We start from the raw sequence: 12046 nt of genomic DNA on the forward strand, positions 1-12046 counted from the left end.
TCGGTTTTAGGGGCAGTGTCAGTCGGCCAGCTGCGGAGCCTCCCCCGACGCCTCTGCCTCCATCTTCAAGCGGTCCGCCTTGCAGATGTACTTGGGCTTGCGTGGCGCCAGCTTGGCACTGGCCTTTTTGGCATGCGCCTGCAATAGCTGCTTGATCTTCTTACGACGGTTCATAGTCTACGGGGCCTTTCAGGACGTTTCGCTGCCGCCATCATAACCCGGCAGCCTTGGGAAAACGCGGTGAACAGCCCAGCTTATGCCTGCTACGGCCACGCAGCTCACAGGATTCAACGCGTTGACGTATTTTTCACAGTCCGCAGATTAGCGTCACGCCCTTTCCGGTCACGCGCACAACCGCTGGCCGCCAAGGTACGACGAGGCATACGTGTCAAACACTACATCCCCCGCCGCGCACAAGCGCGTGGACTGGGCCGGGCTCGGCTGGCTCTTGCTGTTCTTCTGGTATTTCTCCGGTGTAACCCAGGCGCTGCTGCTGTTCAGCGGGACGACCGGCTTCGCCGGTTTTCGCGATGCGTTATTCCTCAGCAGCCTATGGCTGGCGCCCGTCCTGTTGCTGCCGCGCTTCACCCGCGCCACCGCGGCAATCATTGGTCTGGTGCTGTGGGCTGCATCGCTGGTGGGCCTGAGCTACTTCGGCATCTATCGCCAGGAGTTTTCACAAAGCGTCATCTTTGTGATGTTCGAGTCCAACACCGCCGAGGCTGGTGAGTACTTCAGCCAATACTTCAGCGTGGGGCTGGGCCTGGCACTGGTGCTGTACACGCTGGTTGCGGTAATGCTGTGGCGGCGCGTGCGCCCGGTCAGCCTGCCGCTGCGCAGCCGCCTGCCGGTGGTCGTGCTATTGCTGGTGGCCAACCTGGTCATGCCGTTCTACAAGCAGATGGTCACCCAGGAGCGCAACTTCGCCGATGCGCTCGAAAAAGTGCAGCAGCGAATGGAGCCGGCCGTCCCTTGGCAGTTGCTGGTCGGCTACCGACAGTACCGCCAGCAACTGGACAACATGCAGAAACTGCTGGCCCAGAATGCCGCACTGCCACCGCTGCAAAACCTGCGAGACAGCAGTGGTACAGCGCCACGCACCCTGGTATTGGTGCTCGGCGAGTCGACCACCCGCGAGCACATGCACCTGTATGGCTATAACCGCGATACCACGCCCAACCTCGACGCGCTGGCCGCCAGCGACAAGGGCCTGACCGTGTTCCGCGACGTGGTATCGCCGCGCCCGTACACCATCGAAGTGATGCAGCAGATCCTCACGTTCGGCGACGAGCAGAACCCGGACCGCTTCCTCAGCGACCCGTCGCTGATCAACCTGCTGAAACAGGCAGGCTACAAGACCTTCTGGATCACCAACCAGCAGACCTTGACCAAGCGCAACACCATGCTCACCACCTTCTCGCAGCAAACAGACGCGCCGGTGTACCTGAACAACCAGCGCAACCAGAATGCCCGCCAGTACGATGACGTGGTGCTGGCACCGTTCGAGAAAGCCCTGCAAGACCCTGCGCCCAACAAGTTCATCATCGTGCACCTGCTGGGCACGCACATGGACTACCGCTACCGCTACCCGGACGACTATGCGCACTTCGACGACAAGCAAGGTGTGCCAGCCAAGCTGACGGCGGACCAGGTAGAAACCTACAACTTCTATGACAACGCGGTGCGCTACAACGACTATGTGGTGTCGACCCTGATCAAGCGTTATGCGGCAGGCAACCCCAACGGGTTCCTGATGTACCTGTCCGATCATGGTGAGGACGTGTACAGCTCCGGTGACCACGACCGCCTGGGGCGCAATGAAGGCGCACCGACCCGGCCGATGTACACCATCCCGTTCCTGCTGTGGACCTCGCCTAGCTGGCAGGCCGAACACCCGCGTGACTTGCAGGCAATGGCCAACCGCCCCTACAGCAGTTCGCATCTGATCCATACCCTGTCAGACCTGGCCGGATTGAGCTACGACCGCTATGAACCGGCCAAGAGCCTGGTGAGCCCACAGTTCGTGGCAGCACCACGCTGGATCGGCGATCCGTACCGCAAGGATGGCTTGCGCGAGTTCGATCAGCTGCCGCAGGACAAGGCCGACGGGGCACAGGAAACAGCCAGCACCCGGCAGTAATAAGGCCGGTTCATGCCCGGCAGCTACCCTGCAGGGCACTCCCCCGCACCGCCTCGGCCAACTTGCGCAGGTTGGCCTGGTGTGCATTCACCAGGCTGGTGATGCTGTTGTCCGCGGCAGTCTGCACAGACGTACGGCAGGTCAGCTCGGCCTGCCCTTGCTGCTTCAGGCGCCACACCGCCTCCAGCGAGGCATAGCGCCCTGGTACCGTGTCGAAGCGCTGCACATCCACCCGCAGCGACGCCTTGCCACCGCCCGCCGGGCCGCCCAACAGGTCCTGCAGGGCGCTGCGGAATTCATCCACCAGGTTGGCGCCCCACCACTCCGTCTCCAGGATGGCCAGGCCGCTCTGCCCTTGCCGCACCACCAACTGTGGGCGGTCGACCTGGGGCGGCACAGCCACCCTGACCACCTGGATGCGCTGGCCGCTGTCACGTACCGGTTCGCTCGGTACCAACGTGTGGTAGTTGTTCGGCGTACTGCTGCAGCCCCCGAGCCACACCAGCAGGCTGGCCACACATACATTGCGCAGTCGTTGCATCGGCTGTCTCCTCAGGGTTCAAGGTCTGCGGGCCCGGCCGCTTTCGGCCGGCCACGAATCAGCGACTCGGGGTGGCGGCCCAGGTAGTCGGCAAGGTCACGTAGCGACCGCGACATGCGCTCCAGCTCGTCCAGTGTTTCGCCCATTCGCTCGCGCTGCGGCGAATCTTCGGAAATGGCCGAGTTGGCCGTGCGCAGGGTCTTGTGCACCTCGTCCAGCGCCACCTTCACCTCCGGCAGCGTCTGGCCATTGAACTGCCTGAGGCTGGCGCGCAGCTCACGCAAGCTACCGTCCAGGTTACCGGCGATGCTTTCCAGCGGCAGCTTGGCAATGCGCTCCATCACCCGCTGCAGCTGTTCCTGCAACTGCTCAAGGCTGCCGGGCAGCGTCGGGATCATGATGGGGTTGGCAGCCATGTCGAAGGTCACCTTGGGGGCATCCGGGTAGAAGTCCAGCGAAATGAACATCTGCCCGGTGATCAGGTTGCCGCTACGCGCCTGGGCCCGCAGCCCATGTTCGACAAACGTGCCAATCAGTTTCCGCGCCCCTTCCATATCACCCTCGGTGTGCTTGAACACCGCCAGCATCTTGCGGTGCACCGGCCCTAGCCGCTGCGGGTAAATCACCGCATCGACCACAACCGGGAAGCTCTGCCGCGTAGCATCGTAATCGAGCTGGATCGAGGTGACCCGGCCAAACTCCACCCCCTTGAATTCCACGGGCGCGCCCACCGACAGGCCACGCATGGCCTGGTCGAAGCGCAACTGCAGGTACTGCGCCTGGCCATGCGGAGGCGACAGCGCCATGTCGCGGTCCGCGAATAGCTGGAAGCGGGCCTGGTCGGCAGCAGGCTCGGCTTGCGCGGCGAAATCGGGCGAGCCGAAGGCCAGCCCGCCCACCAGAATCGACGACAGCGATTCGGTATCGACCTTCAGGCCATTGGCACCGATCTGCATGTCGATGCCACTGGCATTCCAGAAGCGCGTGTCAGCAGTGACGAACGTGTCGTAGGGCGCCTGCACGAACACGCCAATCTCTACCCCCTTGCCATCACTCTGGAGCGCAAAGGACACCACTTCGCCCACCGGGATCTTGCGGTAGTAGATCGAAGAACCGATATCCAGCGAGCCCAGGTCGCTGGCGACAAGAACGAAACGCTTGCCCTTTTCGTCATAGGTGATCGGCGGTGGCAGCTCCAGGCCGACAAAGGACTTTTCCGGCACCTTCGACTCGCCTGAATCGGCCCCGATGAAACTGCCCGAAAGCAGCGTGTCCACCCCGGAAACCCCGCCCACGCCGATGCGCGGTCGCACCACCCAGAAGCGCGCCCCCTGGGTAGCAAACGAACGGGCATCGTTGGAGAGCTGAACCTTGGCCACCACGCTCTTATTGTCGTCGGCCAAGTCCACCGTGGTCACTTCGCCAATCACCACGCTGCGGTATTTTACCTGGGTCTTGTGCGCCACCAATCCCTCGCCACTGTGGAAAGAAATGGTAATCACCGGCCCTTGCTGCATCCAGTTGCGCACCACCAGCGAAGCGCCGATCAGGATCGCCAGGATCGGCACGATCCATACCAGTGACACACTCCAACGTCGGGTGCGCACTTCAACCTGCCCAGGGCCCTCGCGCTTGTCAGTCTGTTGCCCCATCAATGCGGCCTCCCCTCGTTGGCATGGCTATCCCAGATCAAGCGTGGATCAAAGCTCATCGCAGAGAACATGGTCAGCACTACCACCATGCCAAAAAACAGAATGCCCACACGCGGCTCGATGGTGCCCAGCCCGCGCAGTTGCACCAACGCAGCCACCAACGCCACTACCATCACATCGAGCATGGACCAATAGCCGATCAGCTCGACGAAGCGGTACAGCTGCGAACGCTGCCGGCAGGCCCAGGAAGAACCACGCTGGGCAGTGAACAGCAGCAGGCCAAGGGAAAAGAACTTGATGGCGGGCACACCCACGCTGGCAATGAAAATGATCAGCGCGATGTCCCAGGCCCCGGCTTCCCAGAACTCCAGCACGCCACCGCCAATGGTGCTTTCTGTACCACTGCCGAGCATTTCGGTGTGCATCACCGGCAGCAGGTTGGCGGGGATGTAGAAAATCAGTGCGGCCAGCAGAAACGCCCAGCCACGGCTGATGGCATTGGCCTTGCGCCGGTGAATGACGGCGCCGCAACGGTTGCAGGTGTGCGCGCCACTGCGCGTGTCGCATGCCTGGCCACAGCCATGGCACAGACACAAGCCAAGGTCGTGCGCCATGGCTGGGACAGTCATACCTGTTCCCACAAATCGCGGATGTCCTTGCCGGCAATGTGGATGATCAACATGCTCAGTGCGGCCAGGGCCAGCAGGCCAATACCGGGGATCACATCGAGCAGCCCCGCCAGCTTGATCACCGCCACCATCGCCCCCAGCAGACACACCTCCAGCATGCTCCAAGGCCGCAGGCTTTCCAGGCCACGCATGCACAGGGCAAAGCCGGGGGCACGCTGACCGGCAAGGGCAAAACTCAACACCCAGCACAACAGGGCAATTTGCAGCAGCGGCGCAAAAATGATCGACAGCGCCATGACCAGGGCGATGAAGGTGATACTGCCGTGACTGAGGATCTGCACGGCGTCCCACAAGGTGGCCGAGTGGGTCAACCCCTGCATGCCGATGGTCATCACCGGGTAATAGTTGGCGAACACCAGCAGGACACCGCCAGTCACACTCAATGCCAGCCGCTGCTCGATGGTCAGTGACCTGTGCCGGTACAGCACGCCGCCACAGCGCTGGCAAAGGGCACGTTGATGTTTGAGCAGCGGTGCACGGTGGTACACCGTGTCGCAATACTCGCAGATGATCAGATCTTGCGTCTGGCTCATGGTTTGCCCGCAGGTAGCCTTGGATCAGGCCAAGAGGCTAATCGGAACGGCGTCTGATATCCGGTGTAGACCATCTGGGCAAAACTTCCATCGCGACCTCAAAGGCGACTATCCTGTGAGGCGGGCTTTCCGCCCGGTGGAGGTGTGCCATGCGTACGTTCACGTGGAGTTACCTGTTGATGCTGCTGTGCGCAGCATCGGCCGCCCAGGCGCAGTCGGTAGTGCCGCTCAAGGGCCAGAGCAGCCAGCAGATGCAACTGGATATCAACGATTGCAATACCGTCGCCACCAATGCCGCAAACGGCACGGCGACGTCCAGCGACCCCCATGTCGGTGGCCGGGTTCGCGGTGCAGCTGCGGGTGCCGCCGCCGGTGCTGTAGGCGCGCAGGTGCGCGGCAACCAGCATGACGCGTTGTATGACCGGGTGGGTGACGATGCCAAACAGCAATACCGGCAGAACCGTGCTGGCGAAGTGGCCGCCGCCGGAGCCGCGGTCGGTGGCATGCGCCAGCGTCAGGACCGGCGCGAGGACCGGCGCGGCCAGGACGAAGCCAAAACCCAGGCCCATGCCAGTGCCTACAGCGGTTGCCTGCAGGGGCGCGGCTATCAGGTCAGCCCCTGAGCAATGCCACGCCATGCGCCTCCTGCCGGGGTAGCATGGCGTGCTCAGTTCAGAACTTCGCCAGCTCTTCCCGGCAAAACTCCACGAACAACTGCGCCGGTTTGGTCAGCTGGACTCGCTTCAACCACGCCGCAGCCAGCCCCGACAGCGCCACCGGCTCGGCAATGTCGAGCATTGCCAGGCGCTGGCCGTCATAGGTGTATTCCGAGTGCGGACGGGTTACCAGCAACGAAAAACCGAAACCCTGACCGACCATGCCGCGCACCATCTCGATCGACGGTGAACTGAAGACAATGTTCGGTGCCAGGCCCATCTCGTTGAACAAGCTGACGAAGTAGGTGCGGCTAGGGGCCACGTCCAGCAGGATCATCGGCTCGGGGCACAGGTCGCGCAGCGAGACCTGGGCCTGGCTGGCAAAGCGGTGGTTCTCGGGTAGCAGCACATAGGGCTTCTGCGGCGGCATCAGCGGCTCGGCCTCGATGGTGCCATCCAGGTCGTGGTCATAGAGAAATGCCAGGTCGAATGTTCCGGCGGTCAGGCCCTGGATCAGGTCCTGCTGTTCACCGTCGCGCAGGCGAATGTCCACACCCGGGTAGCGCTGACGAAAACCGGCGATCAGGCGCGGCAGGTAGAGTGGCGCCACGGTTTCGAAACAGCCAATGTCGATTTGCCCGGCGACGGTATCGTTGTCGGCCAGGGCGTTCTGTTCGAACTCATGGGCCATCTGCAGCAGCGACTTGGTCTTGGCATAGAAGCGTTTGCCACTGGGCGTCAATGACACGCCCTGGGCGTGGTGGCGAATGAACAGCTGCACACCGAAACTTTCCTCCAGGCTCTTGATGGCCGTGGAGATGGACGGCTGGGCGATGTACAGCTGGCGTGACGCTTCGGCCACACTGCCCGCTTCCACGGTGGTGACGAAGTACTTCAGTTGTCGCAAGGTATAGGCAGCCACAGGGTACCTCTCTGACGCGGGTCTTGGCAGGCTGGGATCATGCCTCACACTTTACCCTTGGCTGCCGCTCTGCGGGCGCTGAGCGCTGAAGGATTTACCTATGCCTTGAACAGGTTTTTTGTAGGGTACTGCCAGTACCTCGTCTCACAGGCCTGCGCAAACCGGCGCCGCACCACGCTTGCACCTGTAACGGGCCCCCGTGGCACTGCAACCACTGGTCAAAAACGCCCGAACGTCTTTACTGATAGTCATCGGCCCCAGGTAAACGGTGTGTGCTTATGAAGATCGTGGTCACCAGCATCCTCGTCGACGACCAGGCCAAGGCCCTGGCTTTCTACCACTACGTACTCGGTTTCGAGCCCAGGCACGACATCCCCATGGGCCGGCACCGCTGGTTGACCCTGACTTCGCCCAACGACCCCAATGGCGTCGAACTGCTGCTGGAACCCGACGCGCACCCGGCGGCCAAGGTGTACAAGGCCGCGCTCAAGCAGGATGGCATCCCCGCCACCTCGTTCGGCGTGCGCGATATCCAGGCCGAATACACCCGGCTCTGTGCAGCCGGTGTGCAGTTCATCCGGCCACCCACCCCAATGGGGCCGGTTACCGTGGCGGTGTTCGATGACACGTGCGGCAACTTGATCCAGATTGCCCAGAAGCACTAGCCGGTTGCCCTTACCCCAATGCGCACCCACAAGGAAAAAAGATGCGCCACGAATTCAGCGAAGTGCTCAACGACCTGGTCGACTATTTTCTGCTTGGCGATATCCAGTTGCTCGAACGCTTCAAGCAAGACCATCAACTGCCCGACGACCTGGCCGGTGCGTTCACCCACGGTGACAGCGGCGACCAGGCGGTGCGCGAAGGCATCGTGCTGCCGCTGGCCGGTGTCGACAACCTGCCCTACCGCATCCTGTTCACCCTCGATAACCACACCCCGGCCCTGCGCGAGGCCGGCAGCCGCCTGAAGCACCGGCGCAATGGCTATGTACTGCGGGTCGAGCACGGTGCGCTGATGCTGTACACCTGGCGCATCCTGCAGCACTTCACGCCCAAGACCCTGGGTGACCTGATGGCGCGTTACCAGGTGCCAGGGCGGCCGATCATCGAACTGGACAATGGCTGGTACGACGTGGAGGTGCTGGCGGGGGCACTGGTGCGCGACGGGTTGTACGAGCCGGCATTCGAGTTCGTGCTGAAGAAGCGCTGGAGCCGGGGTGAGGCGACAGCTGTGGATACCGGGTATGCATTCGGGCTTCGTGGCTACTTCGACTGATTGATCGCCTGTGCCGGCCTCTTCGCGGGCAAGCCCGCTCCTACACAGCATTCGAGGCCTGTGTCGGCCTCTTCGCGGGTGAACCCGCTCCTACACAGCGTTCGAGGCCTGTGCTGATCCTTTCGCGGGTGAACCCGCTCCTGCAGCGAAGGGGCCAGCACAGGCAAACTCGACCTTCAGGTGTGAGTGATATCCCGATCCTTGGTCTCCGGCAGGAAGAAGATCCCCAACACCGCCGTCATCACGGCAATCACGATCGGGTACCACAAGCCGTAATAGATATCCCCGGTCGCTGCCACCATGGCAAACGCCACGGTCGGCAGGAAGCCGCCGAACCAGCCATTCCCGATGTGGTAAGGCAGCGACATCGAGGTGTAGCGGATGCGCGCCGGGAACAGCTCCACCAGCCAAGCGGCAATCGGCCCGTAGACCATGGTCACGTAGATCACCAGAATGGTCAGCAGCAACAGCACCATCGGGTAGTGGATCTTCGCCGGGTCGGCCTTTTCCGGGTAGCCCGCCTCTTTCAATGCACCACTCAGGGTTGCGGTAAACGCTTCGCTTTGCACCTTGAAGTCGGCCGCCGCCAGGCTGCTGCCATCAAAGCTCGGCAATACCCGTTCGCCAATGCGGATCTGTGCCACGCTGCCGGGCTCCGCCGCTTCATTGGTATACGGGATGGCGCGCTTGGCCAGCAGGCTCTTGGCAATGTCGCAGGAGCTGGTGAATTTGGCCTTGCCCACCGGGTCGAACTGGAATGCACATTGGCCCGGGTCGGCCACCACCACCACCGGGTTCTGCTCCTGGGCAACGAATACATCCGGGTTGCCGTACTCGGTCAGCGCCTTGAAGATCGGGAAATAGGTCAGTGCGGCGATGATGCAGCCGGCCATGATGATTTTCTTGCGGCCAATCCGGTCGGACAGGCTGCCAAAGAAAATGAAGAATGGTGTGCCGATCAACAGTGAACCGGCAATCAGCAGGTTGGCGGTCTGCGGCTCGATCTTGAGCGTCTGCAACAGGAAGAACAACGCGTAGAACTGCCCGGTGTACCACACCACGGCCTGGCCGGCGGTGCCGCCGAGCAGCGACATGATCACCACCTTGAGGTTGTCCCAGCGGGCGAACGATTCGGTCAGGGGCGCCTTGGATGCCTTGCCCTCGGCCTTCATCTTCATGAATACCGGCGACTCGTTCAACTGCAGGCGGATGTACACCGAAATCGCCAGCAGCAGAATCGACAGCAGGAACGGTATCCGCCAGCCCCAGGCCTCGAACGCTTCCGTCCCCATGGCCGTGCGACAGGCCATGATCACCAGCAGCGACAGGAACAGCCCCAGGGTGGCAGTCGTCTGGATCCAGGCAGTGAAAAATCCGCGGCGGCCCTTGGGCGCATGCTCGGCCACGTAGGTGGCCGCGCCGCCGTACTCACCGCCCAGCGCCAGCCCCTGCAGCAAGCGCAGGGTGATCAGGATGATCGGCGCGGCCACGCCGATCGTGGCGTAGCCCGGTAGCAGGCCCACCACTGCGGTGGACAGGCCCATGATGACAATGGTGATGAGGAAGGTGTACTTGCGCCCGATCATGTCGCCCAGGCGACCGAACACGATGGCGCCGAACGGTCGGACGGCAAAGCCGGCGGCAAAGGCCAGCAAGGCAAAGATGAACGAGGTGGTTTCATTGACGCCAGCGAAGAAGTGCCTGGCGATAATCGCGGCGAGTGAGCCGTACAGGTAGAAGTCGTACCACTCGAATACCGTGCCCAGGGACGAGGCGAAGATGACCTTGCGCTCCTCCCTGGTGATGCCGCGTTGGGGCGCGCTGCTGCCCGTGGATGCGCTGTCGAGAACCGCCATGGGTTGCCTCCGTCATGTTGTCATGCAGGCCGGAGCACCTCACAACCACTTCACCGTCGCACCCAGGCCCTTGAGCTTGCTTTGTTTGCGCGAAGCACGACGAGGCGGGCCGCCTCGGATCGCAGCAAGGTTCATGAAGCATAATCGGGATTGGCTGGATATCCACCCGCCGGGCCCTGCACGAGAGGGCGGCCTGGACGACACGCCGCACCGGGGTGCTGGGCGATAGCGGGTTAGCTGACGATTTTGGTGGGTGTGGTTTCACCCGCCAGGCACTACCGGCCCCTTCAACTCGACCTGATTACCATCCGGGTCGTAGCAGTACAGCGAAAGCCCCTCGCCTTCGGCACCATACCGCTTCTCGGCAGGCTCCACCTTTACCCCGGCGGCTTCCAGATAGGCCGTCAACGCGGCCTCGTCAAACGGCTCGATGCGCAGGCAGAAATGGTGCAGGTTGCGCCCTTCCACGCCCGGTGCCGCTCCGCCTGGCTGCCCCAGCGGGCCATCCAGGGTTACCAGGTCGATCATCGCCGTGCCCGTGGCCAGGTGCACCATGCCCAAGTCTTCGCGCACGCGGCTGACGGTGCAGCCGAGCAGTTCGGTGTAAAAGGCAACACTGCGCGGCAGGTCGCTGACCCGCAACACAAGGTGGTCGATGTGCTTGATGGTGAAAGGCCGCATGCCGGGCTCCCTGTGGCGTGTTTGCGAATACGTTCGCCACCATAGCCCAGGTTCACGCGGCGTGACCAGAATCAGCTACTCGTTCACCAAGCGTTGCAGAACGCCCCCTTCATGGCGCGTCAGGATACGCAGCAACTGGTCGACCAGCGCCCGGTCCGGCGCATCCAGGTGGAAGTGGTGCCCGCCTGGGTGCCAGGAGACTTTCGCCTGGCTGGGCAAGGCGGACTGACGCCGGGTAAAGGCCTCGCCGGTGAAGGCCCCCTGGCGGCCGAACAGCAGGTACAACGGGCAGCGGATCTGACTGAGCAGGTCGCAGGCTTCGCGCTCGGTCAGTGGCATGGGTTCGGGCAATACCAGCCGCGGGTCGTGGCGCCAGCAATAGCCATCGTCCAGCTGTAGCAGGTCGCGCAGCGCCAGCAGCCGAGCGGCACCTTCCGACAGTTCGGTGTCCAGCCGCTCGCGGCGTTGCGCCAGGGCGGTGTCCAGGTCGTCGAAGCGACCAACATCCGGCTCGGCAAAACCCGGCAACTGGCTCCGCTGTACCATGCGCTTGAGCCGGTAAGCCCGCGCCAGGTGCTGCACGCGGTCATCCTCGGCCACCGTGAACGGTGCCCCCATGCCGTCGAGGAAGGTCATGCTGGCAATGCCACTGGTCATGGCCGCCAGCAGCGACGCTATACCGGTGCCCATCCCATGGGCCAGCACATGAAATTGCGCCAGGCCCAGGCTGTCGGTCACCGCCAGCATGTCTTCGGCATGCTCCCACAGGTAATAGCCGCTGTCGTGGCGACGATGGCCAGAACGGCCATGGCCGATCAGGTCGGGGGCCACCACGAAGCAGCCGTCCAGCATCGGTGCCAGGCGCTCGAACGAGGCAGCGTTATCCAGCCAGCCATGCAAGGCCAATATGGGAATACCGTCTTCTGCCCCCCAGGTGCGAACCGCTATTTCAACGCCATCGAGGTCTAGCAGGTGGTCTTTCGGACTGCACAGCGAACGCATTGCGATTCTCCTTGGCTGAAGCCTGCACCATGGCCTGCCTCACCCTCTCGCAGATGCTCCCTCGCTGCCAGCCCCCCACCGACCCGCGCATACGCAGG

13 protein-coding genes are annotated in these 12046 nt (G+C 62.8%); 4 read left to right on the plus strand and 9 right to left on the minus strand.

What is annotated here, in order from left to right; all coding sequences use genetic code 11:
- Positions 1–18: 18 nt before the first annotated feature.
- Positions 19–174: a DUF2986 domain-containing protein gene (locus tag REH59_RS17705; RefSeq protein WP_014860836.1), complete on the minus strand. Its 156-nt coding sequence runs from the start codon at positions 172–174 to the stop codon at positions 19–21.
- A 211-nt stretch (positions 175–385) separates the two neighbouring features.
- Here REH59_RS17705 and REH59_RS17710 point away from each other — a divergent pair, with 211 nt between their 5' ends.
- Positions 386–2140, plus strand: coding sequence for a phosphoethanolamine transferase CptA (locus REH59_RS17710; protein WP_014860837.1), 1755 nt, complete (start codon positions 386–388; stop codon positions 2138–2140).
- 10 nt (positions 2141–2150) lie between these two features.
- Here the strand turns inward: REH59_RS17710 and REH59_RS17715 are convergent, their stop codons facing one another.
- The 4 genes from REH59_RS17715 to REH59_RS17730 are packed head-to-tail and all read right to left on the minus strand — an operon-like array spanning position 2151 to position 5555.
- Positions 2151–2681 carry a PqiC family protein gene (locus REH59_RS17715; RefSeq protein ID WP_004575415.1) on the minus strand — a complete coding sequence of 177 codons (531 nt, stop codon included), beginning with the start codon at positions 2679–2681 and terminating at the stop codon, positions 2151–2153.
- An 11-nt stretch (positions 2682–2692) separates the two neighbouring features.
- On the minus strand, positions 2693–4333 hold the full coding sequence (locus tag REH59_RS17720; protein WP_014860838.1) for an intermembrane transport protein PqiB: 1641 nt from the start codon (positions 4331–4333) through the stop codon (positions 2693–2695).
- On the minus strand, positions 4333–4962 hold the full coding sequence (locus tag REH59_RS17725) for a paraquat-inducible protein A (RefSeq protein ID WP_012052818.1): 630 nt from the start codon (positions 4960–4962) through the stop codon (positions 4333–4335). The genes REH59_RS17720 and REH59_RS17725 overlap by 1 nt, the downstream gene beginning before the upstream one ends.
- Entirely contained in the window at positions 4959–5555 is a 597-nt protein-coding gene (locus REH59_RS17730) for a paraquat-inducible protein A (RefSeq protein ID WP_014860839.1), read from the minus strand. The genes REH59_RS17725 and REH59_RS17730 overlap by 4 nt, the downstream gene beginning before the upstream one ends.
- Before the next feature lie 149 nt (positions 5556–5704).
- Between REH59_RS17730 and REH59_RS17735 the strand changes: the two genes are divergently transcribed.
- Positions 5705–6178, plus strand: a complete 474-nt coding sequence (locus tag REH59_RS17735; RefSeq protein WP_014860840.1) for a YMGG-like glycine zipper-containing protein — start codon at positions 5705–5707, stop codon at positions 6176–6178.
- 49 nt (positions 6179–6227) lie between these two features.
- On the opposite strand, the gene REH59_RS17740 is transcribed toward REH59_RS17735, so the two are convergent.
- Entirely contained in the window at positions 6228–7133 is a 906-nt protein-coding gene (locus tag REH59_RS17740; RefSeq protein ID WP_014753507.1) for a LysR family transcriptional regulator, read from the minus strand.
- Positions 7134–7411: 278 nt separating this feature from the next.
- Between REH59_RS17740 and REH59_RS17745 the strand changes: the two genes are divergently transcribed.
- Positions 7412–7798 (plus strand): VOC family protein, encoded by a 387-nt coding sequence (locus REH59_RS17745; protein ID WP_003250815.1) that lies wholly within the window; start codon positions 7412–7414, stop codon positions 7796–7798.
- Between the two features lie 41 nt (positions 7799–7839).
- Positions 7840–8409 carry a hypothetical protein gene (locus tag REH59_RS17750; protein ID WP_003250813.1) on the plus strand — a complete coding sequence of 190 codons (570 nt, stop codon included), beginning with the start codon at positions 7840–7842 and terminating at the stop codon, positions 8407–8409.
- A 176-nt stretch (positions 8410–8585) separates the two neighbouring features.
- Here REH59_RS17750 and REH59_RS17755 read toward each other — a convergent pair whose 3' ends face one another.
- The 3 genes from REH59_RS17755 to REH59_RS17765 all read right to left on the minus strand — a co-directional run bounded on the left by REH59_RS17755 (position 8586) and on the right by REH59_RS17765 (position 11948).
- The gene (locus tag REH59_RS17755; RefSeq protein ID WP_014860841.1) at positions 8586–10265 is read right to left on the minus strand and encodes an MFS transporter; all 1680 of its coding nucleotides are present in this window, start codon (positions 10263–10265) and stop codon (positions 8586–8588) included.
- A 261-nt stretch (positions 10266–10526) separates the two neighbouring features.
- Complete coding sequence (locus REH59_RS17760; protein WP_003250810.1) at positions 10527–10946, minus strand: VOC family protein; 420 nt, start codon at positions 10944–10946, stop codon at positions 10527–10529.
- 75 nt (positions 10947–11021) lie between these two features.
- Positions 11022–11948, minus strand: coding sequence for an alpha/beta fold hydrolase (locus REH59_RS17765; protein ID WP_014860842.1), 927 nt, complete (start codon positions 11946–11948; stop codon positions 11022–11024).
- Between the last annotated feature and the right edge of the window lie 98 nt (positions 11949–12046).

The sequence above is a fragment of the Pseudomonas sp. BO3-4 genome (assembly GCF_034044115.1).
In the GTDB taxonomy this organism is placed as follows: domain Bacteria; phylum Pseudomonadota; class Gammaproteobacteria; order Pseudomonadales; family Pseudomonadaceae; genus Aquipseudomonas; species Aquipseudomonas alloputida.

What these genes read in the sequence shown, in the direction of transcription:
- REH59_RS17705 (WP_014860836.1), bottom strand. Translation starts at nt 174, where the DNA reads ATGAACCGTCGTAAGAAGATCAAGCAGCTATTGCAGGCGCATGCCAAA.
- REH59_RS17715 (WP_004575415.1), bottom strand. Translation starts at nt 2,681, where the DNA reads ATGCAACGACTGCGCAATGTATGTGTGGCCAGCCTGCTGGTGTGGCTC.
- REH59_RS17720 (WP_014860838.1), bottom strand. Translation starts at nt 4,333, where the DNA reads ATGGGGCAACAGACTGACAAGCGCGAGGGCCCTGGGCAGGTTGAAGTG.
- REH59_RS17725 (WP_012052818.1), bottom strand. Translation starts at nt 4,962, where the DNA reads ATGACTGTCCCAGCCATGGCGCACGACCTTGGCTTGTGTCTGTGCCAT.
- REH59_RS17730 (WP_014860839.1), bottom strand. Translation starts at nt 5,555, where the DNA reads ATGAGCCAGACGCAAGATCTGATCATCTGCGAGTATTGCGACACGGTG.
- REH59_RS17735 (WP_014860840.1), top strand. Translation starts at nt 5,705, where the DNA reads ATGCGTACGTTCACGTGGAGTTACCTGTTGATGCTGCTGTGCGCAGCA.
- REH59_RS17745 (WP_003250815.1), top strand. Translation starts at nt 7,412, where the DNA reads ATGAAGATCGTGGTCACCAGCATCCTCGTCGACGACCAGGCCAAGGCC.
- REH59_RS17750 (WP_003250813.1), top strand. Translation starts at nt 7,840, where the DNA reads ATGCGCCACGAATTCAGCGAAGTGCTCAACGACCTGGTCGACTATTTT.
- REH59_RS17755 (WP_014860841.1), bottom strand. Translation starts at nt 10,265, where the DNA reads ATGGCGGTTCTCGACAGCGCATCCACGGGCAGCAGCGCGCCCCAACGC.
- REH59_RS17760 (WP_003250810.1), bottom strand. Translation starts at nt 10,946, where the DNA reads ATGCGGCCTTTCACCATCAAGCACATCGACCACCTTGTGTTGCGGGTC.
- REH59_RS17765 (WP_014860842.1), bottom strand. Translation starts at nt 11,948, where the DNA reads ATGCGTTCGCTGTGCAGTCCGAAAGACCACCTGCTAGACCTCGATGGC.